Annotated in this window: 24 protein-coding genes and 1 other annotated feature; of the genes, 2 read left to right on the forward strand and 22 right to left on the reverse strand. The window is 38.7% G+C overall.

Features of this window, described 5'->3' with window-relative positions:
- Positions 1-33: 33 nt before the first annotated feature.
- The 13 genes from LQU94_RS07040 to dsdA all read right to left on the reverse strand — a co-directional run bounded on the left by LQU94_RS07040 (position 34) and on the right by dsdA (position 13,097).
- Positions 34-966: a conjugal transfer protein gene (locus LQU94_RS07040; protein WP_001224319.1), complete on the reverse strand. Its 933-nt coding sequence runs from the start codon at positions 964-966 to the stop codon at positions 34-36.
- On the reverse strand, positions 963-1,964 hold the full coding sequence (locus LQU94_RS07045; protein ID WP_000769868.1) for a lysozyme family protein: 1,002 nt from the start codon (positions 1,962-1,964) through the stop codon (positions 963-965). Before LQU94_RS07045 ends, LQU94_RS07040 begins: the two co-directional genes overlap by 4 nt.
- Complete coding sequence (locus LQU94_RS07050) at positions 1,961-4,138, reverse strand: CD3337/EF1877 family mobilome membrane protein (protein WP_000804748.1); 2,178 nt, start codon at positions 4,136-4,138, stop codon at positions 1,961-1,963. Before LQU94_RS07050 ends, LQU94_RS07045 begins: the two co-directional genes overlap by 4 nt.
- Positions 4,139-4,140: 2 nt before the next feature.
- On the reverse strand, positions 4,141-6,588 hold the full coding sequence (locus LQU94_RS07055; RefSeq protein ID WP_000331160.1) for an ATP-binding protein: 2,448 nt from the start codon (positions 6,586-6,588) through the stop codon (positions 4,141-4,143).
- Positions 6,572-6,964 (reverse strand): conjugal transfer protein, encoded by a 393-nt coding sequence (locus LQU94_RS07060; protein ID WP_000723888.1) that lies wholly within the window; start codon positions 6,962-6,964, stop codon positions 6,572-6,574. Before LQU94_RS07060 ends, LQU94_RS07055 begins: the two co-directional genes overlap by 17 nt.
- A gap of 88 nt (positions 6,965-7,052) precedes the next feature.
- A complete protein-coding gene (locus tag LQU94_RS07065; protein ID WP_000342539.1) occupies positions 7,053-7,550 on the reverse strand; it encodes an antirestriction protein ArdA in 498 nt (165 codons plus the stop codon).
- Between the two features lie 116 nt (positions 7,551-7,666).
- Entirely contained in the window at positions 7,667-7,888 is a 222-nt protein-coding gene (locus tag LQU94_RS07070) for a hypothetical protein (protein ID WP_001009056.1), read from the reverse strand.
- 42 nt (positions 7,889-7,930) lie between these two features.
- Positions 7,931-9,136 (reverse strand): MobT family relaxase, encoded by a 1,206-nt coding sequence (gene mobT, locus LQU94_RS07075; RefSeq protein WP_000398284.1) that lies wholly within the window; start codon positions 9,134-9,136, stop codon positions 7,931-7,933.
- A 22-nt stretch (positions 9,137-9,158) separates the two neighbouring features.
- Entirely contained in the window at positions 9,159-9,311 is a 153-nt protein-coding gene (locus tag LQU94_RS07080; protein WP_000879507.1) for a hypothetical protein, read from the reverse strand.
- 2 nt (positions 9,312-9,313) lie between these two features.
- Positions 9,314-10,699, reverse strand: coding sequence for an FtsK/SpoIIIE domain-containing protein (locus LQU94_RS07085; protein ID WP_000813488.1), 1,386 nt, complete (start codon positions 10,697-10,699; stop codon positions 9,314-9,316).
- Positions 10,700-10,727: 28 nt separating this feature from the next.
- Positions 10,728-11,114, reverse strand: coding sequence for a YdcP family protein (locus LQU94_RS07090; protein WP_000985015.1), 387 nt, complete (start codon positions 11,112-11,114; stop codon positions 10,728-10,730).
- Positions 11,115-11,129: 15 nt separating this feature from the next.
- Positions 11,130-11,444 (reverse strand): YdcP family protein, encoded by a 315-nt coding sequence (locus tag LQU94_RS07095; RefSeq protein WP_000420682.1) that lies wholly within the window; start codon positions 11,442-11,444, stop codon positions 11,130-11,132.
- 351 nt (positions 11,445-11,795) lie between these two features.
- A complete protein-coding gene (gene dsdA / locus LQU94_RS07100) occupies positions 11,796-13,097 on the reverse strand; it encodes a D-serine ammonia-lyase (protein WP_230696988.1) in 1,302 nt (433 codons plus the stop codon).
- 92 nt (positions 13,098-13,189) lie between these two features.
- Here dsdA and LQU94_RS07105 point away from each other — a divergent pair, with 92 nt between their 5' ends.
- Positions 13,190-13,699 (forward strand): YcxB family protein, encoded by a 510-nt coding sequence (locus LQU94_RS07105; RefSeq protein ID WP_230696989.1) that lies wholly within the window; start codon positions 13,190-13,192, stop codon positions 13,697-13,699.
- Between the two features lie 124 nt (positions 13,700-13,823).
- Here the strand turns inward: LQU94_RS07105 and LQU94_RS07110 are convergent, their stop codons facing one another.
- The 4 genes from LQU94_RS07110 to LQU94_RS07125 all read right to left on the reverse strand — a co-directional run bounded on the left by LQU94_RS07110 (position 13,824) and on the right by LQU94_RS07125 (position 17,987).
- On the reverse strand, positions 13,824-14,642 hold the full coding sequence (locus tag LQU94_RS07110; RefSeq protein ID WP_230696990.1) for a carbohydrate ABC transporter permease: 819 nt from the start codon (positions 14,640-14,642) through the stop codon (positions 13,824-13,826).
- Positions 14,643-14,648: 6 nt separating this feature from the next.
- Entirely contained in the window at positions 14,649-15,518 is an 870-nt protein-coding gene (locus LQU94_RS07115) for a carbohydrate ABC transporter permease (protein WP_230696991.1), read from the reverse strand.
- The gene (locus LQU94_RS08095; RefSeq protein WP_304622584.1) at positions 15,511-16,617 is read right to left on the reverse strand and encodes an ABC transporter ATP-binding protein; all 1,107 of its coding nucleotides are present in this window, start codon (positions 16,615-16,617) and stop codon (positions 15,511-15,513) included. Before LQU94_RS08095 ends, LQU94_RS07115 begins: the two co-directional genes overlap by 8 nt.
- Before the next feature lie 62 nt (positions 16,618-16,679).
- Entirely contained in the window at positions 16,680-17,987 is a 1,308-nt protein-coding gene (locus LQU94_RS07125; RefSeq protein WP_230696992.1) for an ABC transporter substrate-binding protein, read from the reverse strand.
- A 281-nt stretch (positions 17,988-18,268) separates the two neighbouring features.
- Between LQU94_RS07125 and LQU94_RS07130 the strand changes: the two genes are divergently transcribed.
- Positions 18,269-19,585, forward strand: a complete 1,317-nt coding sequence (locus LQU94_RS07130; RefSeq protein ID WP_230696993.1) for an alkaline phosphatase family protein — start codon at positions 18,269-18,271, stop codon at positions 19,583-19,585.
- Positions 19,586-19,652: 67 nt separating this feature from the next.
- On the opposite strand, the gene tyrS is transcribed toward LQU94_RS07130, so the two are convergent.
- From tyrS to LQU94_RS07155, 5 genes are all read right to left on the reverse strand, one after another.
- Positions 19,653-20,876, reverse strand: a complete 1,224-nt coding sequence (gene tyrS, locus LQU94_RS07135) for a tyrosine--tRNA ligase (RefSeq protein WP_230696994.1) — start codon at positions 20,874-20,876, stop codon at positions 19,653-19,655.
- A gap of 44 nt (positions 20,877-20,920) precedes the next feature.
- Positions 20,921-21,155: a binding site (T-box leader), on the reverse strand.
- 109 nt (positions 21,156-21,264) lie between these two features.
- Positions 21,265-21,744, reverse strand: a complete 480-nt coding sequence (locus tag LQU94_RS07140) for a ferritin (RefSeq protein WP_230696995.1) — start codon at positions 21,742-21,744, stop codon at positions 21,265-21,267.
- Positions 21,745-21,770: 26 nt separating this feature from the next.
- A complete protein-coding gene (locus LQU94_RS07145; RefSeq protein ID WP_230696996.1) occupies positions 21,771-22,046 on the reverse strand; it encodes a hypothetical protein in 276 nt (91 codons plus the stop codon).
- Between the two features lie 72 nt (positions 22,047-22,118).
- The gene (locus LQU94_RS07150; protein WP_230696997.1) at positions 22,119-24,209 is read right to left on the reverse strand and encodes a hypothetical protein; all 2,091 of its coding nucleotides are present in this window, start codon (positions 24,207-24,209) and stop codon (positions 22,119-22,121) included.
- Complete coding sequence (locus LQU94_RS07155) at positions 24,206-25,135, reverse strand: stage 0 sporulation family protein (RefSeq protein WP_230696998.1); 930 nt, start codon at positions 25,133-25,135, stop codon at positions 24,206-24,208. Before LQU94_RS07155 ends, LQU94_RS07150 begins: the two co-directional genes overlap by 4 nt.

The following is a 25,135-nucleotide window of genomic DNA, read 5'->3' on the forward strand; positions in this document are numbered from 1 at the left end:
TACAAAGTATCTGTAATCATGTACCAATATTTGTTATTTTACAATCTTCCAATTACTCCCGTTCTTTTCAAGTACCAAATCAAATTGAGATACCTGCGTTGCTTTGGTCTGCTGGTCGATATACTCCACTGTCAGCGATACCGTGACTTGATTATCCTTACGATTGTGAATAGGATTTACCAGTTCTTGAAAGATGTACTCTTTTCCGATTGGTTTTAATATCCCGTCATTCACATAGTAGGAAAGTTCACTGGCTGTCGCTGTAGGATAGAGCTTGAAGAACGTCGTTAAAAACTCATTGATTTCATTGGTTGTAATGGAATCAACCGTCCCCTCACTTTCAATGGCTTTTGGTTTATAACTTGATTTCTTAGGTATGTTGGTAATGGTCGGATTCTTAACCAGTACCATATTTCCAGAACCATCTACATAGACACTCACTATATAAGCAGAGTGGACGGTCTTTGTATTTTCTCCCTCTGTAATGAGCTGGTCTACACTGTAGGTTACATTAAACTCATTGTCGCCAGTTGGCTCTACCGTCCATATCTGAAATCCTCTTACAGAAGACGATACAGGAATATCTTTGCGTACTGTATCAACATTGAGAGCTTGAAGTTCATCTGTCAGATAGCCTTTTAGACTTTCCATTCGATTATCAATGGACTTATCGGATTGCTCCCATGAATAGTAGACTTTCGCAAAGTTCTCTACAAAATTTTCTACATGATGAGTATCAACGTATTCCTTTTCTATGATAGTTGTTTCGTGAATAGTATGAGTATCTATAGCTGTAAAGTGCTTGAATATCGCAAAGCTGAAACTAAGCCCTAAAAGTACCCACAAGGCAATCACAACCTTTTTATGAGGATTGACCTTATAGACACGAGGTTTCTTTTCCTTTGGTATCTGTTTTTCTTTATTCTGATTTTTTCTAAATTTCATCATTAAATCTTCCTTTCTCATTGTTTGATTCGTCCTGCTCCCACTAAATGCTGTTGCCAGTAGGGGCTTGTTAAGTCGGCATAACCGATTGGGTCGCCTGCATGAAACATACGGTTATTGCCAAGGTATATCCCAACATGAGTAATATAAGAGCCAGCGTTATAGGTAGAATGAAAGAAAACCAAATCGCCAGCTTGTGCTTCCGATAGTGGGATATGCTGGGTCACATCATATTGCTGTTGTGCGGTTCGTGGTAAGTTAATTCCAGCTTTTCCATACGTCCATTGTGTCAGTCCGCTACAATCAAAAGAAGTAGTCGGGGAAGCTCCACCGTAAACGTATCGCCAGCCCTCATATTTCAGTGCTTCGTCCATGATGGCTTGTACCGTATCATCATCAAACTCTGTTGTGACAAGATACTGCGTTACCAGTTGCACATAAAACATATTGCCATAGTTGTATCGCCAGCCCCCATTGATAGGTATGGCTATGGGATTGGGGTAAGACACTTTTTCGCCACCTGAATACTCTTTTGAGAAACTTTGAGCCAGTTCAAAGGTATATTTATTTCCACGATTAGCCACATACCCTAAGAAACCACCACCATAATTGTAGGACTGGATAACCGATTCTAAATCTACACTGAGCCTTTCGCTACTGGCTAATAATTCACTGAAATACTTCACACCTTGCTTAATGGATTCTTCTGTACTCAATGAATTAGGTGGAAGACCGAGGGATTCCGAGGACTGCATAACATCTTCCGCAGTACCGCCCGATTCCACCTGTATAATCGCAAGAAGTATGTTGACATATTCTTCAACGCCATATTCTTTGGCATATTTTTCTACCATAGGCTTATGAGCCAGCACTTCTGCGGAAACATTCACACCTCCATAATGAATATTGGAAATTCCGCTGTCCTGTTCATCTGAAAATAAAATGGCAACAAACAGAAGCAGTGAGAAGACCATCAAGAATAATCCAGAACCACCAATCACTAAAGTTTTCAACTTCATGGTTTCTTACCGACTTTCTTAATGGTGGCGGTTTTGATTGGTGGTCTACTTCTTGTATTTTGTAGTGGTACTCTTTGAACAGTAGACGGACGTTCTTTTGTGATTGGACGTTGTGAAGTTCTATCTGCTGTAGTGGTTGAAGTTGCTGGCTTTTGAACGGTTTTTTCTTGAACGGTATTGCCTTGGCGTTCCACTTTTGGACTTGAAAAATCGGACTTAACTGCTGGACGCTCTTGTTTGGCTTGTTGAGATTCCTTATATGAAGTCTGAATATTAGACTGTTTTGAGGTCTGTTCATCATGATATTGTTCTTGTCTTGTAGTCGGTCTTTCATGAACAGAAGAAGCAGGCTGTTTTTTCTGTTTGACCTGTTCCATTTCAGAGCGACGCTTCGCAATGGTTTTTCGCCTTTGTTCCTGCTGTTCCTTGCGTCCACTGGCTCTGTCCGCTTTGGTTTGAGAAATACTACTGGTTAAATCACGGACATTCTCTTTTACTTTGGATTTTCCTTGATATACTGCATATCTTGCATTGGTCGGCAAATCTTTAACCTGTTCTTTCAAACCACTAGCAGTGTCTACCATTCTGTCTTTGGTATCAGCTACTGTACCGATGGTTTGACCGATACGTTTTCCAAGTGTTGATTTTTCCTTTCCGTCTGGTCGGGAGTGATCTGCTTGTGTCCTTGCAGAACTCCCCGAACCCGACTGTCCTTTTTTACCTGTAACAATGGCAGACCCAGCCCCTAGAGTAGTCATGGAACGTCCAAGTTTCCGCTGTAGACGGTGCATGTGAGCGTGCATAAGCATACGAGGTTTTCTCATCACACGACTTCCCACACTTTGAGAATCGTTACTCTGTAGAGAAAACATACTCATTAAATCGCCCAGCTTGAAGTAGATTCCTGCAAAGGTCACAATCTGTAGAAAAGCAATCAAAAAGAACGGATAACCAGCCGATAAGGTATAGAGCATGGTTGAAATACTAAATGCTGTCGTAATAATCAATGTGATTCCAGCTCGTGTCAAAATGGTATTAAAGAGCTTTGTTATGGCTCGTTTTGACATACCATCAAATGATGGAATCATGCTTAAAATAAAGCTCACAGGCAGAAACATAGCATAGATGATAAAAAGTACCTGCGAGAAAATCATGATTCCTGTTAATAGGAATACAAATATGGAAATCCCAATATTGAAGACAAATAGGAAGAAGACTGTACCTAAACGGTTAATGGTCTTTGTAATGGTTAGATTGGTATTGCTTCTGTCTTCAATTTCTTCCGCAACAATTTTTTCTCTGTCTTCGCCATTGTTGGAATCTGGGCTGGTGGAGAGCAGGCTTTCCACACGGTCAATACCGATACTTTCAATGTCTGAACTGTTGTATTGAAGCAGTAGCCACGGTTGCTGAACCTGTATGGAAAACAGGCTATCTCTGATTAAGTCCACGCTGTCCTTGCCTTGACTATCGGAATGGGGCATGACAATCTTCGTGCCAAGTGATAAACTGGCATTACTGATGTCTGATGAAAAGTCATTGATTTTTTTAATGTAGTCGGGAGCGTAGGCAATAAAGGAAGCCGATAGGATAAACACCAGCACAAAATTCATAATGGCATGAATTGCCTTTGTGGTTTCTCTCTTTATCAGTCCCGTATAGGCAACATAAACCCCAAGAACCAAAATCAAGAGTAAGAGGAATCCAACATAGAAACCCTCTGTTGAAAATCCGTTTGCACTCACACCAGCTAAGGTCTGCATATTCTTACCAATGGAATCTGCTGTAGCGGAAATGAAGTCTAAGGAATAGGCTTCCTGTACTAAGTAACCTGTCGCATTGGAAACATACAAACTGATTGTCCAAATAAAATTGGTAATGGCATATAGTCCATACATGACCTGTTTTCCAATCCCGTCCGACCAGTTCCACGGAAGCCAGCCCCAGCTATTATCCACATAAAAATCCAGTTGATAGTTTTCAAGTGGGTATCGGCTGTATTCATTTGCCACATTGACCGTATCATCTACCAAGCCCGCAGCTTGAACCACCGTTCCCAGCATGGCTAAAAGAAAAATGGCAATCACAAGTGTGAAAGCCACTGTCATTGCCACTTTACCTAGACGTTTCAGCGTCCAGTTTGATTTTATTCTGTTTACTATTGATGGTTTCACATTTACACCTCTTTTCGCACAGGTGGTCTGGTATCAAAGGCATGGAGCAGTTCTTCAAATACAGGGTGGAACTGTATCACACCGACACGACCATATAAATCACTGATAAGGCATTGCCCGTTTTCCAAATCACGCAATCGCTTCTGATTGTTTTCGTCCTCTGGGTCTACACCAAAAAAGGCTAAGGTCTTTTTAATCTCGTTAAGGTCAGTGGAACGAAATGCAAATTTTAAGCCGAGGTTATTTTTCAGTTTTTCATCTAAGAGGTCGTCTGTATTTTGGGTCACGAAATATACCCCAGCGTTCATAGCACGACCAGCCCGAACCAGCTTCATAGATAGTGTTTTTCCTTGTGCTACCTGTAAAAAGCTCCATGCTTCGTCTAAATCTACAATCTTGAAAATGCTTCGGTCTGTATGGATAAAGTCTAAAGCAAAGGTACTAATGACAATCAGCATAGCAACGGATAAAAGCTCCATAGTGGTATATTCCTCAAAGGAAGTTTCCTTGTCGGGAAGTACCAAGTCCGCAACCTGTATAATGTTCAGTTGTTTTTCTAAGCTGATAGACTGCTCCACATAACCATTACTGAATAATAAATGTGCAAAGTCATAGTCTGTAAAACTTTCGATATGGTCGGCTATACTGGTACTTAGTGGCGTATTCTCAACCCGTAATTCCTCAATCACTTTCATCAACCCTCGTACTTCACTATTGGTTACTGCACGAATGGCTTTTCTAAGGATTGGGAAGCGTTCCCCATCACGAGAGGAAATCCCCGTAAGGAATGTCAGAATATCAATAGCCAGTGATTCAGAATCTTTGGGATTTTTCATAATCACATAAGGGTCAAGTAAGCCTTTGTTTTTCTCATCAGAAGTCAGAGTGACGATATTGATTTCATGGGAAATCTCTGGCAAGGTTTCTTTCCATCTGCCACGTTCTGCTTTTGGGTCTACAATCACTGCTTGTGCCCCATAAAGCACCGCATAATAGACGATAAGGTTATTCGCAAAGGATTTACCACCACCCAGCGAACCAACAAAAGCCGACGCTAACGCATTGGTTACTGAACCCTTAACCCCTTGACTGGCAAGAGCAGGTTTCAGATAGACATTGCGTCCAGTATCTAAGCTGTAGCCAACATAAATCCCCTCATTTTCCCCCAGCATTTGAGTAGCACCAAAACCTAAACCAGCGAGGAAATCAGAGGTCACGTATTGAATATAATCATTCATATAACGCTTGCTGGCAGGTAAAAATTCTTCATGTAAGCCGAGCATATCCCCAAATGGTCGTACCAGTTTTACGCTTAAATCGTCATAAAAATCTTTCACTTCATTACAACGACGTTTGAGTTCGTCAAGATCATTTGCTGATACCCTTACCACATAAGACAGCTTGTACATAGATTCCTTGCTTTGGTCTAAATTGGTTTCCAGCTCATTCACACTTTCCAGAGCTTCCGCCACATTGGAGCTGGTTTCATTATCACTTTGCCAAGCGTGGTTATCCAAGTCTTTCAGTTCTTTCTTTTTATTGCGGACAGTAGATAGGGCTTTACGATTCGCTACAATTTCCACATTCATTGACGTATCAATCGGGAATGTAAATTGCTGTTGCTGGTAGTAGAAGATTTCAGAGGACGGGAAGTCCAGTTCTCCGACAATGCTGTTAATGGTAAAGTAAGCTACATAGACGGTTTCATCTTCCTGCTGGATTTTCAAATATCGCTGTTTTTCTTCCACCAAACAGCGAGTAGGCTTAATCAAGTCATAGTATTTAATCAGCGTTTCATTATCCAGCTTTTTCTTTGATAGATGGTACTCATACTCTTCATAGGCAGTGCCTGTCTGTCCGTAAAGGTGTTCAATCAGATAGCCGAAGTCGTCCTTATCTAACCTGCGGATTTTGAAACGACGAGAGATTTTATTTTCTAAGAGCTTTTCCATCTTCTGAAAACGCAGGATTTCATCATTACTCATACTAACAAAATCGCCCATCAGCTTATGGTTCACATCATAGACAAAATCAGACAAAGCATTTTTTGCTTCAACGGTAAGACTTTTCATAGAAAACTCCTGATCGTTGAGAAGCAACTTAAAGCCGATAAAGAAACGGTAGTTCACTTGATTTTCGCCAATCATGGATATTAAAGCGTCTGTCTGTTGGTCGATTTTGTCATAGGCAACCGCTTTGAGCTTGCCAGTGACTTCATTTTTGGAACGCTCTTGTGCAGAACGTATGCTGGATTCTGTACTGATTTGTAAAGCATGAATTTTGCCATCACGATTTTGTGCGATAAGCTGTCTGAAAGAATCATGCACTTGTATTTTCTGTTCTGGACTTAGAAATGAGTAATTGTAAGGAACAAGCTCATAGTAAGCATAACATTCCCCGTCTTTATTCCAGACGAGATTGTTTTCAATGTATTTAATTGGATATGCCATAAAATTCACTCCTAACTGCTGTAATGGCTTCTTGTGGCTGGTTTCTGCCAAGCGTTACTTTTTTTCCTGCATAGGTCAGCTTTGGTCGCAGTGCATAAGCAATGACAGACTTCAAAAATCCATAAGGCTTTTTACCATCAAAAGTTTTTGTAGACATAAACCATGTGAAAGCCACAGGAATCCCAAAGTATTTGAGAAATGCTCCCTCTATCATGGAAAGAGGGGGCAAGTTGCCAAGTATCATCACTGCAAAGAGTGACACGACAAACCATGTCATTTGCGTAAAGGTTATGGGAAACGGAAGTCTAAAATCATTGATAGAATACAGTACCTTTTCCACAGACCAGATACTGGTATAGCTTCGTATTTTCTTCATGTAATCAATCCTTTCATAAAAAATAGGGGTAGCTGATTGAGCCACCCCGTAAAATAGAAAATCTGCCAGTAGTAATGTACCGACAGATTTAATAGACGATTTCAAAAATCCCATGATTGGTTGAGATAAACGTTCCTGAAAGGTCTAAATCCCGACCATAGGCTTGATAATCAATATAGTTTTGAAGACTAGCTGGTACTTCGCCTAAAGCACCCGTTTCTTCAATGTAGTAGCGTGCCACGTCATACATATCATCACAATCGGAATGAATGATAATATCCTCTTGATGTTCGCTTAGTTCTTCAATGCTTGAAAAATGAGTGAGCAGAGCAGATAGCTCCGATTGTAATTCTTCGGGTAATTCCGATACCATTTCCCATAGTCGATTGAGTTCGCCAATGGAAGTGTATTCGTCAACCGTAAAGGGTAACTCGTAGTCATGAATGGCGTATTCCTCATATTCATCATTCAAGCCGATTTTCTCTTTGACTTCCTCAAAGTCAATGGGAAAGGTAAACCACGCACCGACCAATTCGCCCTCATTGTATTTGCCTAAATTCGCAATATAGACTTGCATATCGTCCATATATTCACGTCCTTTCTTTGTAGAGATTCAAAAATCCCTACCGCACTTCGTTTGGTGTACCATTCCTTTGCGGAACATAAGAAAACCACTTATATTCCACAAAAGAACGGTTTTATTTAAGCACCAATAATGCGATTGAATAGCTCTAGTAAAATGTCTTTTACTCCAGCAGCGTTGAAGACTAAGCCAACCGCAATAATCGCAATAATTAAAAAGCCAATCAGTTTGCTAAACTCACGCTTGAAGCCAAGATACAAGCCAATCACAACGATTGCTAAAAGCACCAGTGATTGAGCGTTTGATAGAAACCAGTTATAAAGGTTTTGTCCAAAATTCATAAAAATGTTCTCCTCTCTATATTCAATGAATTTGTATTTGAGTTATTTTTTTGTTGTTATCACGTCCTGTTCTTTTACTGACTGTTGCTTCAAAATCTGCTTGTGTCGGTCTGTCAGTTTCGCATGGTCGAGAATGTCTTTTACAACCTGCGTCTGGTTGATTTCATCAAGTTTAATCGCAACCTTTAAGGTCGGGGCAACTTGATGAGATAGCCAGTTCAGCGTCCTTTGGAAGGAGTAAGGCTCTGGTTTTGTGGTTAGTTTTAATCGTTCACGATTGTTCCCAATAAACCAAGCCCATTCTTCATTCAGTTTCCAATCAGAACGAGGTTTGGAATCGTCTTTATCTACAAAACGGATATACCGATTGATAATTTTAAAGGCGGTATGCTCTGGATTGTCATAGACGAGTAAATCACGGACTGCATAATAGGCACGCTCATTTTTCAATCGAATCTCAAAACGGTTTTTTACTTCTGCGTCTTCAATGGGAATATCATTTTTCTTGTACTGCTCGTAGTCCTTTTCATAGATACAGAAATAAACTTCACTTTGTAATGAACCGATATAGAGGGTGTTTCCCATACATTCCTTTTCCTCTTTGCGTACCAGTTCGCCACTGCGATAGCTTTTAAAACTGCGGAAGACGGAGATACATTCTTCCTGTTGGCACTTTTCAGTGAGTACAGGGATATTTAAAATCCCTGTCTTATCGTTAATGGCAAGGTCAAGGCGTTTCATCACACCGCCAGCCACCAAAACGTCCATAAAGAACTCATACCAGCTTCTTTGTTGTGCCAGAAGATAGCTTTCAAATTGTCTGCACCCACGACCTTTCAATTCCACCAGAACTCCTTTGTCCAGTTCATGGGAGCAAAGGACGAATATGTCGCCTAAAGCATAATGCTCTGAATAAGAATAGAAACCATAGTCCTCATGAAGAAAATAGGACAGTTTCAGTTGTAAGATGTTTTCGACCACCTGCTGTACGTCTGTTGTCGGAAAGCGAATTCTTACATAATCAAACAGCATTTCAAGGGGAGCGTCGGGATTGAAGCGTTCCAGAGCTTCCCAAAGGGACTGCTGTAAATCCTCTGATGGCTTGACTTTTCCTGTTTCAATATCGCTTAGATACTGCCTTGTAATACCAGTCGCAACAGCTAAACGGTTTTGAGATAGTCCATAAGCCAAGCGTTTTTCTTTTAAATGCTGTAACCAAGTTTGTTCATTCAGTAAAAATCCCTCCAATCAAAAAGGCGTATGTCAACTTTTAAAGCCCATTTGACATACGCTGAAATTTTGTAAATCCCTTGTAACCAAAGGATTTTCTAATGTTTTTTTGACTGTTTCCTGTCGATTTGTACCCCCCTGTTAGATACGGGGGGTTAAGTGCTGGCGTGGCTATTGCCACACCAGCCAGCAAGATCAGTCCACACCTGCGACTTCCGCTTCGCACGTCGCCTGCGTGGACTGTCTGCTGTTGGATAACTTTTTAATTTCCTCCAAGAAATCATATCCTTTTGGTACAAGGGGAGTATAAAACTCTGATATGACACTTGTTCCTACATCAACATAGCCACGACCTTTGATTCGCTTTAAGAAGAAATCCTTTTGTACGTCACTGCCAAACATCATGCCATAGCCCATTTCAGACATACGACCTAAAGCCACTCTGAAATTAAACTGATCACGGATTCCGTCGCCTAAATATTTTGCGTCTGGACGTTGACAAGCCAGTATTAGAAAGAAGCCAGCTTGACGACCTAACATGACAATCTGTTTCAGCTTATTCATAACTGCGGTGTTTTCTTTTGTTCCCAGCATTTCCATGAAAGCGACGTATTCATCAAAGATTAAGAAGTGTGCCGGGAGACCTAAGTAAGCATAATTTTTGCCAGTCTTATAGTTCTTCATCTGCTTCATTTCCTCACTACGTTTCATCATTTCTTCATAGAATGTTTCAATGCAAGAAAGCAAGTCTTCTTTTCTATAGTAGACATTTGCCATCACAGAACCTAAGTCCGCAAGATCAGCATTTTTCGGGTCAAGAATATACAGTTTTGAATCTGTATGAAGCAAGGCTTCAATCAGTGTCAGTATAAAGTAAGTTTTACCGCCACCTGTACCACCAGCAATCAACATATGAGGGAGCTTATCATATTCCCACCATACGTTTTTCATTAAGCGAAGTTTACCATCTTTAGCTTCTACTTCATCAATAGAAATACGACTGGCTATGGTGTCATAGAGCAAAGTATATTCCACATAGGAATCCTTTAACTCTTTATCCGTCAGCTCACAGTACAAGCCACTCTCTAATTTCTTTTCCAAGTGTAAGAGTTGGTCTTGATATTTTCCCAGCGTGATTTCCACCCGTATCTGTATCAAGCCATTTTTAAGTCGATAATACATTTTAGGGAAGTAGGTTATCTTTTCCTTTGTACGACCAGCACTATCTTTAAAGAAACCCTCTGTTTTGACCTGTTCAGATTCATACCACTTGTTTTCAAGTATCATCTTTGCCAGTTTTTGACGGTGGTAAAGTTGTTTAACCGTATCATAGCGAACCCGTTTGAATACAAACGCTACCAGCAAGCAGATAAGAATTGCGACACTGAAACTGATAATTAAATAGGGAATGTCAATCTTATCTGCTTGTGATAGGTTAAAATCCTGCCAGTTGATCTGCTGGATTGTCTTCACATGAAACAGTCCGACAACCAGCAGGAAAACAGGCAGGAGTGACGCTATCGTAAAATGAAAGACTAAATCTTTACCAGATGGGCGAATCCTTTTACCACGCTGTTTCATGCGAAAAAGTCTCCTTTCTACCTAGCGACTATTTGTCTTGTGTCGGTTCTTTCTTTGCTTGTGGTTGAGCTTTGAATGAACTAGAATCCTTTGTCAGCACAATATCGTCTGCCTTGATATACCAGTCAACATCTGCTCCTTGATAGGTGGCAGTAGCAACGGTGTCCGCAATGGGATTGATAAGTTCCACCCGTGCGTTATAATCAAACTCTTTCAAAGGCACGCTGGCAGGAATACTTACTTGAATCATGCGTCCTTGTCCTTTGGATTTTAAGTCATAGGTACGTTCCTTGATTTCATCTGAAACCGACCCGTCTTCATTTTGGATTCTCACTTCACGACGTAGAGCAGAGAATTTCAATTCTCCAAAAGTCGTGTCTTTATCTAATACAATGCCATTTGCTAATCTCATCATTTTTCCTCTCTTTCTTTATTCTTTTATCATGTCGTCAGCATGTAAAAGGTAATTTGTAAAACCACGAGTGCCGATTTTGTAGCCCTCTGCGGTAATACGTGGATTGACTAACTTCACACGTTCCTCAAAGCCGAAATGTTTTTCGCCAGCTTCAGCAGGAAGCACCACCACAATATCATCTGCTCTTTGAACATCAGAATAGAGATTATAGCTTCTTGATAAGACAGTTAGCCGTCCGTTGATTCTTCGCTGAACGACTTTATCCTCGCCAGCAAATTCTAAATTGCCGAATGTTTTTTCCATGTTGGGAATCACAAATTTAAGTTCCATATTTTTACCTATCCTTTCTTTTTTATTGGCTGAATGAATGTTTGATGGTCTTAAAGAGTGGGGAACGACCTTTTGATTCTTGATTTTTTGTTTTCATAAGTTCACTTCCTTTCAAAATCGGGTAAAAAAATAGACACCTCATTTTTTGAAGTGTCTACCTATTAAATATTCAAATTTTATTGGAAGTATCTTTATATCTTCACTTTTCAAGGATAAATCGTCGTATCAAAGCTCATTCATAAGTAGTAAATTAGTAGTAAATTGAGTGGTTTTGACCTTGATAAAGTGTGATAAGTCCAGTTTTTATGCGGATAACTAGATTTTTATGCTATTTTTTAGTATAAAAGAAGTTCATTGGCCTAAATATTCTTTTTTCATTTCTTCTGGTACCAAAGCACCACCTGTGGCCCAACAAATATGGGTTGTATTTTCCCCTAAACCTTGTTCTTCAAAATATTCTTGGACTTTTTCTTCTTCTGATAAGGCGTAAACTCCTTGGAAGGAAGCCGCCGCTGATGGCTCGATGAAAATGTCTTCTGTTTTGTAGAGTTCTTGTAGAAACGGAAAAAGACGATCGTCTTCAATTGTAAAGAGACCATCTAGAATGGGATCCATAATTTTTCCTACAAATCCAGAAGGACGTCCAACGGCCAAACCGTCGGCTTCGGTTTTTCCATCAATTCCCACATCTTCTACGGCAATTTTGTCGTGAAGTTCTGTTACCATTCCCAAGATCATACAAGGAGCATGGGTTGGTTCAATAAAGAAAATATGCACATTTTCTTGGAAAATGGATTTCAATCCGTAGGCAATTCCTCCAGGAGCGCCTCCTACGCCACAAGGAATATAGACACAAAGAGGGCGAGACTCATCCACTACTATCTTGTTTTCTTTTAGCTGATTTTGTAAGCGCTTGGCCGCCACGGCATAGCCCATAAATAAATCCACGGAATTTTCATCGTCAACAAAATGGCTCTTTGGATCGGCGTCACTTTCTTTTCTGCCTTGTTCTACGGCCAAAGAGTAGTTGGATTCATATTCTTTTACCGTTACCCCATGGGAACGCAACAAATCTTTTTTCCATTGTTTTGCATCGGCCGACATATGAACGATGACTTTGAATCCAATTTTTGCACTAGAAATCCCAATGGACAATCCTAAATTTCCTGTAGATCCTACTTGAATGGTGTAATTTTCAAAGATTTTTCGATTTTCTGGATCTGCTAATGCCCCGTAATCGCCGTCTTCCAACAATCCATGTTCTTTGGCTAAAATTTCAGTTCGCTTCAAAACCTCATAAATTCCTCCACGGGCTTTTACGGAACCGGCCACCGCCAAATGAGAATCCATCTTTAGCCACAAAGAGCCGGGAAATTCTCCTACGGATTCTTTCATCTGAGAAATTTCTGCCAAAGGACTTTCAATAATTCCGCCTCGTTCCTTTGTTTCAGGAAATACTTTTTCAATAAAAGGAGCAAAACGTTGAAGTCTTGCCTCTGCTTCTTCCACTTCTTCTTTTGAAACAGGCAAATATTTTTCTACCCCTTGAAAAGATACGCGTTTTGGATTGATCCAAAAAACTTCTTTTTGATCGATGATTTCCTTTAATTCGGGATATTTTTTGCCTTGTTCTTCTATCGTTTTCTTTAACATAACTACCTCCTCTATGGATTCTCTCTTTCCGTAGCTTGTTCTATTCTAGTTCTCATAGTAAAATAAATAGAAGGAAAAGGAAAGGAGAAATTATGGAAATTCAATATACATTGGAAAAAGAAGATTTTATCCAATTCAATCTAAAGCAACTTAGCATGGATCCAAAAACTCGCCGTGCCATTGGAGGGCAAGTGATTCTTCCCATCCTTGTAATTTTAGCTTTAACCATTTTCAACTATGTTCAAGGTACCCTAAGTACTTTACGCCTTGTTTTATCCGTTGCCCTTATGGCCGCTTGGCCCTTTTTTTACATGACTTTCTTTAAGCGTGGCGTAAAAAAACGTCTAAGCAAAATCATCGATCAAAAAGCCGATGAACTCAATCTTGGACCTCGCACTGTATTTATCGACGAAAAAGGATTAAAAGATTCCCTAGGACTTTTACCTTTTCATAGCTTACATCACTTAGAAGAAAGCCAAGGATATTTTTTCTTCCACCAAACAAAAGATGCTGCTTATATTTTACCCAAAAGAGATTTGTCTCAAGAGCAGATTGATTATGTGAAAGAAATCTTTGAGAAAGTACAAAAAAAATATACTTAAAAATCTCCCCAATGGGAGATTTTTTTATTTACCAGCAGTTCTCAATATAAATGATAAAGCTCTTTGGCTTTCTTCTTACAAAAAAAAGCCCGAATCAACGGACTCGGGATTTTATCTCTATATTTTATTTAATTCCTGTATAAGTGAAAGCTCGAATGATTTTATTTTGAGCAATAAAGTAAGCAACCAATATGGGCAAAACCAAAATAACGTTAGAGGCCATAACAACATTCCATGGAATTCCTCCATCTGTAGCTTTTAGAAGGGCAATTCCTACAGGTAAGGTTCTTGCATTTTCAAGAGTTGTCATTACAAGGGGCCAAAAATAATCGTTCCAACGACTAATAAAGGTAAACAACATTACCGTAATGACAGTTGGTTTTGCAATGGGCACAAAAATTTTCTTCACAATCATCCATTCAGAGGCATTATCAATGCGCGCCGCTTCTAAAAGTTCTTTTGGAACTTGCTTAAAGGTCTGTCTTAGCATAAAAATCCCAAAAGAAGAGGTGGCAAAGGGGAAAACCAAAGGCCAAATTGTATTTAATAGACCCATTTTACTAAATAAAATATAATTCGGTAAAAAAATCAACTGCCCTGGAATCATTAGACACATTAGCGTAATGGCCCAAAAAATATTTTTTCCTCTAAACTCATAACAAGCAAAGGCATAGGCTGCGGGGATAATGGTTAGAAGCTGAAAAAGCATGGTTAAAGAGGTGGATAGAATACTGTTTAGTGTATATCGAAAGAAAGGGCCACCTGTCCAGGCTTCATAAAAATTACTAAATTGAGGCGTTTTCGGAATGAATGTGGGAGGGGTTCTCATAATTTCCGCTAAGGTTTGAAAGCCCGATGAGAACATCCAAAAAAAGGGAAAGGCGAAAATAATAATAAGGATAATGTTTACTATATTGGATAAAATTTTAGATTCCGTTTTCATAATTACCTACTTTCCATACTGTACTCTTTTAGCCATTACCCTAAAGTAGAAAAATGTAAAGACAACGAGGATAACAAACAATATCATCCCTGCTGCAGAGGCGCGTCCTACATTAAAAAACTTAAATCCATCTTCGTAAATAAAATAAACGAGAGTTTTGGTTGCGTTGGCTGGCCCACCTTCTGTCATAATATTAATGGTTTCAAAAACCTGTACGGCATTGATAATATTAATGATAATTACAAAGAAGATGGTTGGCATAATATTGGGAATGGTAATTTTTGTAAAAGTTCGCATCCAGTTGGCACGGTCCATTTTTGCCGCTTCGTAAATATCTTTGGGAATGGATTGAAGAGCCGCTAAAAATATTAAGGTGTAATAGCCGAGGGATTTCCAAACGGAAACCAACACCAAAGAATTCATGGCAATATCTCCATTGCTTAACCAACCGACTGGCTCTATTCCAAAAACCCCTAGGATTTGGTTGAACATCCCAATATCTGGATCCATCATAAACATAAAAATAAGAGAAACCGATACTAAGGCTACAATGTGGGGCGAAAACAAGGCCGCTTGGGCTATTTTGTGGATCAAAGTATTTTTATTTAACCAAATGGCCAAAGGCAAAGATAGAACCACTACCCATAGTACATACCAAAAGGTGTAGTAAAAGGTATTTTTTACCACCTTCCAAAAAATCGCATCGGCCAAAAGGGTTTCGTAATTTTTTAATCCCACAAAGGAAAAATTCATCCCAGCCATGTTCCAATCCGTAAAGCTTAAAGCCCCCATAGAGATTAAGGGAAAGAGATAGAAAATAACTAGAACAAGGGTGGATGGAAGAACGAAGAGATAAGGAATGTATTTTTTATCCATAAATCCGTTCTCCTCTTTCATCAAAGAAGTATAAATCCTCCATTGGAATATGAACGTTTACTTTATTTTTTTTAATTTCGTCTAATAAGAAAGTACGAACAACCTGTGTTCCTAAATTGTTTTTTACTCTGTAAAGTCTTTCGTTTCCAAGCATTTCTCTTGTTTCGATTACACTTTCTAAAGTAAGAGCATTTTCCATTGAAGTATTTTTAGAAGTTATTTTGGCTTTTTCTGGACGGTAGCCTATATATTGTCCTTCTTTTAGCTTTTTATTCATAATCTTTTGATCAAATTCAAGTCGTATTACATTCATTCCAGGAGTTCCCATAAATTCTGCCGCCATAATATTGCAAGGATTTTGGTACAATTCTTCTGGTGATCCTACTTGAACAATCTCTCCATAGTTCATTAACACAATTTGATCGGCCATACTCATAGCCTCTACTTGATCATGAGTTACATAGATAAAAGTTGTCTTCAAATTTTTGTGCATATGAATAAGCTCTGCACGCATTTGATTTCTTAATTTCGCATCCAAGTTTGAAAGGGGCTCATCGAAAATATAGAGTTGGGGACGCTTTACAATGGCACGGGCAAGGGCCACACGTTGTCTTTGTCCTCCGGATAGGCGATTGGGTTTTTTGTGCAAAAATTCTTCCAACCCTACAATCTTTGATACTTCTTCTACTCGTCTTTCAATTTCATCTTTTGGCACTTTATTATTTTCCAAACCAAAGGTCATATTTTCTTTTACCGTCATCGTTGGATAAATGGCATAATTTTGAAAAACCATGGAAATGTTTCGTTCCCCAGCTTTTACATCATTTACCAAAGTATCCCCTATATAAATTTGGCCACTTGTTATTTCTTCCAATCCCGCAATCATGCGAAGAGTCGTGGATTTCCCACAGCCAGAAGGACCTACAAATACGGTAAAAGATCCATCTGGAATTTCCACAGAAATAGAATCTACTGCCTTAGAACGAGCGACTCCATTTTGCACTTGATGGCCTTTTTTCTTTTTTTCTGGATTTTTCTTAAAGCGTTTCAATTCATCGTCATAGACTTTTGTTACCTGTTGTAAAAAAACTTTCGCCATGTATACCTCCTTATAAAAGAAGATAGAGTCCCTAGGGGCTCTACCTTTTTTTATTCACTGTTTTATTTTAAGGGTTTGCTTGCAATGGCCTCATTGGCACGTTGAGTTGCTGTTTCAATAGCCTCGTCAACAGTAATAGAAGGATCCGAAACCAAAGATTCTAACATCTCATTGTAGATTTTGAACACTTCTTGATAGGCTGGCACCGTTGGAGCTGGTTTTGTGAATTCCAATTGTTTACGAGCTACAGAATATAGAGGTTCTTTTTCTTCTAAAGCTTTTCTTTCTTCTGATTCTGCTACAGATTTTCGAATCGGAAGATATCCTGTGTGTTCGCTACCAAAGGCATTGTTTTCTGGACTTGTCATAAACTTGATAAATTCCCAAGCCGCTTGAGCCGTTTCATCGTCCATTCCATTTACCATTACAATATTAGATCCACCAACCGTTGCCGCGTGTTCTTGATCCATTGGCATCATAGCTGCCCCTAGTTCCCATCCATTTTCTTTTGCCCCTTCTAAGAAGTTGGAAAGATTGGCTGTAGAACCGAAGAACATACCCCCTTCTTGAGAGAAGAATTTTTGTTTCATGGTTTCCGCGTTTGCTGCATTGTAAGGAACAGGGAAGTCCCAATATCCTTCACGAATTAAATCGGAAATAAAGGAGATGGTCTTTTTTCCTTCTGGCGTATCAAAGTTTACTTTGTCTAATTTTTCAGAGAAAGGAGAATTTTTTGCAGAATAAATGAAAGATTCATAGATCCACATGGATTCGTTGGTTAAAATCCCCGTTTTTCCTTTTTCAGAAAAAGTTTTTGCTGCCGCTTCCATTCCAGCCCATGTATCTAAAGAAGCCGGATCAATTCCATATTCCTCAAATAAAGTCTTGTTGTAATACAAAAGACAAGTGGAGTTAAAATAAGGAAGACCCCATTGTTCTCCGTTATAATTTGTAGAGCTAACGATTCCTTCATAAAAATCGTTCATATCAAATTCTTTATCTGCTTCAATAAAAGGAGTTAGCGGTTGTGTTATACCATCTAAGCCAAGACCTACCACCGAGTTAATTACATTAATATATACATCTGGTGCCGTTCCAGCAGGAACTGATTGACGTACTTTTTGTTCAATATCTGCATAGTCTACTTGGCCTACGGCTGTAACGTGAATCTTGTCTTGGGATTTGTTAAATTCTTCTACAGATTTTTCATTGGCTTCTTGAATTTTTCCTGTAAAAGGATACCAGAATTCCACTTCGATTTTCCCACTGTCCGTTTCTGTTTTTGCACTTTCCTTTGCTTCTCCTTGAGAACAGCTGGCAAGGATAAAACATAAAGCAAAAATACTAAGTGCTTTCCATACTTTTTTCAAATTTTTCCTCCTAAATTTTCTTTTCTTTTTCGTTTTTTCCAAAGTTATTTTATGGGACAAGTGTGTACTAGACATCCAGAATATATTAACTTTATATAAATCCAAAAATTTTTCAAATGGCTAAATTTACGGATGCGAAAAAATTTTCCTCTATTTCCTTCACATTTTCTTCACATTTTAATTTTTTTCATAAATCTTTTTTATTTTTTTCTAATTTTTCATTAATATTTATTTTCTATACTTTTCTCGTAGATGAAATGAAAAAGAAGAAAGGAAGAAAAATGAAAAATAAATTATTGGTTCTCTCTTACGATGCCTTAGAGGGAAAAGACTTGGAATTTTTGAAAAACAAACCTTATTTCTCTCAAATTTTCCCAAAAGCCTCTTATGTAAAAAATATGACTGAAATTTATCCCACTCTTACCTATCCCATTCACACTACTTTAATTACTGGTCAATATCCAAAAGATCACGGAATCTACCACAATCAAAAATCCGACATTGATCCTAAGTATCCTGATTGGAGTATAATGGGTTCCAATTGGTATTGGGAAAAAGAAGCCGTTAAAGTTCCTACTTTAATCGATACGGCCATAGAAAATGGTTATACTACCGCTTCTATTTTGTGGCCCGTTACGGCAGGGGACAAAAGAAATGTTAACCTACCAGAAAAATGGCCCGATGAAAATCAGCCTTGTTATCAAACCATTCTAAAAGAGGGAGGAACCGAAAATATTCATCTTTCCTATAATGATGATTATCTCTCTCGATTTGACTTTACCAACACAGAAGATATGGTAAGTTATGGAGTGGAAATTGCTTTGGATGTATTTAGAAAACAAACCCCTGATTTGATGCTGGTCCATTTGGCACAACTGGATCATATTCGTCACGTTTACGGGAATGATTCTCCAGAAGTGGAGTCCTGTTTGCGACAAATGGATATTTATCTTGGACGGTTTCTACAAATTGCAAAGGAGCTTGGCATTGAAGACAACTTAAATGTTGTTGTTCTCGGGGATCATGGTCAAATTGATATAAAAAAAGTTTTTTTACTCAATCAAATCCTAAAAGAAAAAGGATGGATAACAGCCGATGAAAAAGGTCATATTATAGACTACAAAGCCTATTCTTTTTCCTGCGGTTTCTCCACCCACATTATTCCTAAGGATCCTTCTGATACAAAAACCATGGACGAACTATATAAAGTATTAAAAGAAATCCAAGAGGAATATCCCGAAATTATCGAAACCATTTATACAAAAGAAGAAGTCTTAGAACGAGAAAATCTTTCGGGAGATTTTTCCTTTGTTCTGGAAGGCAAAGAGGGAATGCTTTTTGCCAATGAAGTTTTTGGTGATCAACCGGTTATTTCTGTAGAAAATTCTGAAAAATCTCATTATGTAGCTATGCACGGCCATCATCCTTCCAAGGGAGATAAACCTCCTTTCTTTGCCTTTGGTCCTGATATTGAAGAAGGCCTTGTTATTGAAAAGGGACATATTATTGACGTTTGTAAAACTCTTGCTTCTCTTTTACAAATGGATATGCCCACAGCCAAAGGCGCACCCCTTCCTATTGTTAAAAACCTCTCCTAAGGGTTTTTCTTATACAAAAAGATCCCCAGTCAAAATTGACTCGGGATCTTTTTTTCTATAAGAAATTTTATTTTAGAATCGCTTTATGGAATACTTTCTTTCCTTTTTTAATCTTAATGCCATCAACCAATTGTTCTTTTGAGAAGGATACGTCAATGGATTCTACTTTTTCACCATCTACAGATACGCCACCTTGTTCAATCAAACGACGGGCCTCTCCCTTACTCTTTGTAAGTTCTGTTGCCACCAAAAGATCTACAATAGAAATCGCGCCGTCCGTTAATACGCTTTCTTCCAATTCAGTAGTTGGCATATTGGCGTCGTCTCCTTCGCCACTAAACAAAGCACGAGATGTTTCTTGTGCTTTTTGTGCCTCTTCTTCCCCATGAATCAAAGAAGTTAAGCTAAAGGCCAAAATTTCTTTCTTTTCATTGATTCGGCTTCCATCCCATGTTTCCATTTCTTCAATTTCTTCCAGAGGAATGAAAGTCAATAGACGGAAACAGTTCATAACGTCTGCATCGTCTACGTTTCTCCAGTATTGGTAGAACTCGAAAGGAGATGTTTTGTTTGGATCCAACCAAACGGCACCATTGGCTGTTTTCCCCATTTTATTTCCTTCGCTATTTTTCAATAGAGTAATGGTCATAGCAAAGGCATTTTCTCCTTCTTTTCTACGAATTAAATCCGTACCGGCCAACATATTGCTCCATTGGTCGTCTCCACCAAATTGCATATTGCAGCCGTATTCTTTGTGCAAATGCCAGAAATCGTAAGCTTGCATAATCATGTAGTTAAATTCGAAGAAACTTAATCCTCTTTCCATTCTTTGTTTGTAACACTCTGCACGAAGCATATTGTTTACAGAGAAATGAGGGCCTACTTCTCTTAACATTTCAATGTATTTCAAATCCAATAGCCAATCTGCGTTGTTTACAACAATGGCTTTGTCTTCTCCAAATTCAATAAATTTCCCAATTTGTTTTTTGAAAGCTTCACAGTTGCTTGCAATGGTTTCTGGAGTCATCATCGTACGCATATCCGTACGGCCAGAAGGATCGCCAATAAATCCAGTCCCCCCACCTAACAATACAATGGGTTTGTTTCCAGCTTCTTGTAGACGTTTCATTAAACTCAAAGCCATAAAATGGCCAACGTGTAATGAATCGGCCGTTGGGTCAAAACCAATATAGAAACGAGCGCCTCCGTTATTTACCAACTCACGAATGTCTTCTTCATCCGTAACTTGGGCAATCAGGCCACGGGCTTGTAATTCCTCATAAATTTTCATATCAAATCTCTCCTTTTCATAAAAAAAGCCCTCTGTTCTTTCGAACAGAGGGCGAATTCACGCGGTACCACCTCAGGTTTTACAAATCTTCACAGACTTGCACTCATTGTGTGCCATCACACACGTAACGCTATAGCGGGCGTACCCGTCACTCCTACTACAAAAAATTCAAAGTGATGCTCAGGAACGTATTCGGAATTCTTCGTTTGCATTTTTCCACCAACCAAATGCTCTCTATAAAACATCCAAATTCTTACTCTTTTCCGTCATTGCTTAAATTTTTTATTATTATAACAATAACTTACCCTTTCGTAAAGGAAAATATCCATTTTTTGCAAAAAATTTATTTTCCCACAAAAAAAGACCCGATTTCTCGGGCCCTTTTTATTTATCTTTGTGCCAATTCGCGGTCGTAAATATACAAACCGTTCCAAGATTCGTTGATTCTTTCTAATCTTTCAACGATTCCACGGAAAGAATCTTCTTCTTCTCTTTGTTCTTCTAAGAACCAGTTCAAGAATTGTTGTGTATCTAAACATCCTTCTTCTTGAGCCAATTTATAGATTTCTTTGATGTTTTTTGTAACCACTTTTTCATGTTCTAAGGCAGTTTCAAAAACTTCTTTGAAAGTACCGTATTCCGCTTTTGGAGCAGGAATTTCTGTATAAACAGGAGTTTGATCCATTTCCATCATATAGTCATAGAATTTTCTAGCGTGAGCCATTTCTTCTTTGGCTTGTTGTACCATAAAATGGTTGAACCCGCTCATTCCCTTGCTGTCTACGTAAGCAGCCATTGCCATATAAACATAAGCTGATTCGATTTCAAAGTTAAATTGTTTATTTAGTGCATCATATAATTTTGACATTCTTCATTCCTCCTAAAGATCCATTATTAATACGGTTTATAGGGTTGATATACACTGTAAATCTGAATCCCTTTTTCCGTTAAACCTTTCACAACTTTAGGGACATCGGCTCCCTTCATACGCAGACTAATTCCGTTGTATAAAAACAAACATTTTCCGGTGTAGATACAATTTGGATCATTAAAACTATCCATTAACATATCCCGCACATTTTCCATTTCACCAATTTGGAAATATACTTCAATTTCTTCCTCGGAAAAATGGTCCATATTGATTTTTTTTATAAGCATCGTGCTGTGCATAATTCACCCTACTCCCTAATTATTTCTTCATTAGTAAATATACCCTGAAAAGAGTTTTATAATCACAATTTTCTAGGAATAAAATCCAATATTATCTAAATAAATTTCTCCATATTCCTCGCTAAATATCTCCATTTTTTGAATTTGTCCTGGATACAAATCTGGATTGTTTTCTTGGAAAGCTTTTATAGGAATTTCTAGAGTTTGCAAAGAATTTTTGTATTGATATTCTTCAGCGATTTGTTGCCATTTTGTTAGGGCGGTTTCCTCTTTTTCTTCCCAAAAAATCCAATCTTTTGAAGAAACAACACTTCGATTTCCAAAGGCATCGGTTAAAGCAATTTCTAAATCCATCGGCTCTTCTTCAAAGGCTACATCCATAGAAAGAGATTGGGGAGAATTTTCTAACGGATTCCATTCTAGTACAAAGGATTTTTCCCTAGGGAGAGAAATATTTACAACATGATCTTTCGATGGACTTCCCGTTGAAGTTTCAAATAATTCTTCCTTCCAAATTCCCATATCTTCCCCAAAGATTTTTCCCTCTGGAATGGTAGCTGTTTCTAAGCGACTATCTTCTTCAAAGTTCGCCACCATTTCTAAATGGCCTTTTTCATAGCGTTGAAAATATCGTGTTTTTGGAAGATATTTTGGAAGATTTCTCCAAATTTCTTCCTCTTTCCCATCTATTTTTCCCATAAATCCCAAAGCGTAAACTTCTAGAATTTTTTCTTGGTCCTCTTTTTTCAATAGATCTTCTGTGTTAAGGAAGAACCCATTGGGATAAGATTTATCACGGCGTCCCCAATTTGCGTTAAATTGGCCGTGGTTGGCCTTTGAAATCAATACTTGTTTTTTTATTTGGCCCTCTCCTGGATGAACGTATTTGTATTGGTTCATTCCTTGAAAGGAGCTTACATCTTGGTCATGGGTTCCTTGTAAGACCAAATAAGAAAGATGGGACAATTCTACAGAGTGATCCGAGGGAAGATATTGCCCATAGGTTGGCGCCACTGCCAAAACGCCGGCAATTTCCAATTTTTCCGGCAAGGAATAAAATCCATCGTCCACCAAGAAATCATTTTGATTGAAATAGGCTGCCGTTGCTGCCGCCTCCCCGCCACGACTATGTCCTCCCAAGACCAGTTTGCTAAAGTCAAAGCGATTGTACAGCGGGCTATCTGGCAATTCATTTTCTTTTTTCAATCGATTGGCGTGTTCCAATAGGGAAAGGGCACGAGCATCGTTTTCGTTTCCCGTTCCCGCTCCCATATAGGCGTTAAAAATAGAATGATCCACCGTTACAAAAGCATATCCTTGAGAAGCCAAAAAGCGTCCCAAATAATCGTATCCTCCCATATTGTCCGCTATCATATTATGATTTCCGTGAACAAAAAGCAAAAGGGGTACATTTTCCATTCCTACAGGCAAATAAATTTTCCCTTTGTAAGGAATATTTCCCAAACCATATCCCATGATTTTGTTACGCAATTTTCCCTTCCATCCGCTAGTAGAGGCTCTATCGCTCATTCGCAGAATTCCGAAGTCCAATTCTTTATCCGGTCCATATTCTACCACTTCCACAGAATATTTCGATACAATCTTTTCGTTTTGATAGATTTCGTGGGGAGTTGGATTTTCCGTCCGGTCCCACCCTTGGGAAAAGACAAAATATCCGCTTCCTGCTACAGCTATGGCCATAAGTACGCTGAAAATACCGTGAAAGATTCTATTTTTCCCTTGAAAAAATAGGGTGACACAATGGGCAAAAATCCAAGGAACCACTGTTAATGCCGCCGCAATTCCCCATTCCCATTCGTCGTCCCTTACGCCGATTCCATTTACGGAATAGAGGATTTCTTTTAAGGTGTAGATGCAAAAAATCAAAAGAAAAACTTCCACTACGAAATTGCTTATGTATTTTTTGAAATATCTTCTTTGTAGGAAAAGAACCCCTTGAAGAAGGACAAAATAGACCAATGCCACTAGGAAAACAAAGGGCAAAATGGGAATTTGATTTTGGACATCAAATCCCGGGAAAATAGAGGGCATTAAAAAAGCGAAAAGAAGCCCCAAAACCCATAGACGACCAAAATAGGCCGCCTCTATGGTTTCTTTTCCTGTTCTTATCGCTTTTTTGAATATTTCTATTGCCTTTTTCATAGTAAATCCATATCGAAATCTTCGATTCCTAATTCTATTTCTTCTTCTACAGAAACATCTTTTGGTTGATTTCCTTTGTGGCAGTCCCCGCCACATTGGCAGTTGTGTTTTTTCTCTCTTTTTCCCGTAGAAATTTCTTCTCTTGGGAAAACATGAATTTCAAAGCTGTCTCCATTTTGGATTTTTACTTTTACCATTTCTTGAATGGTGTAGGTATCCAAAACAATTCCTTCTCCCAAAGGAGTTCGAACTTTATTTCCATTTTTTGGCATTCTTTTTAGAATTTCTTCGTAACCATCTTGTTCATAACGCAAACAACACATCAATCGGCCACAGATTCCACTAATATTCGTTGGATTCAAAGAAAGCCCTTGATCCTTTGCCATTTTAATGGACACAGGGGCAAATTCTGATAAGAAACTAGAACAACAAGTTTCTCGACCACAACAACCTAGTCCTCCTAAAAGTTTTGCCTCATCCCTTACGCCAATTTGACGCAATTCAATTCGCGTACGGAAAATGGCCGCCAAATCTCGTACCAAAGCACGAAAATCTACACGACCTTCCGCCGTAAAATAAAATAGCAGTTTTGAGTTATCAAAAGTATATTCTGACGAAATCAGACGCATCTCTAAATTGTGCTCTTTTACTTTTTCTTGGCAAATTAACATGGCCTCTTTGGCTCGATTGCGATTGTCTATATATTGTGCTTTATCTTCTTCTGTAGCTATGCGAAGAACATTTTTTAATTCTCCATGTATTTCTTCTTTTGGAACTTCCCTTGGAGCAATGGCCGTTATACCATATTCAATTCCTCTGGATGTTTCTACAATAACAGGTGTGTCTTGCTCTATTTCAAAGTCCTGTGGAGAAAAATAATAAATTTTCCCGTGAGGTTTGAAACGAACGCCTATGACTTCAACCAT

This window comes from Peptoniphilus sp. KCTC 25270 (genome assembly GCF_021012875.1).
GTDB lineage: Bacteria > Bacillota > Clostridia > Tissierellales > Peptoniphilaceae > JAJMZJ01.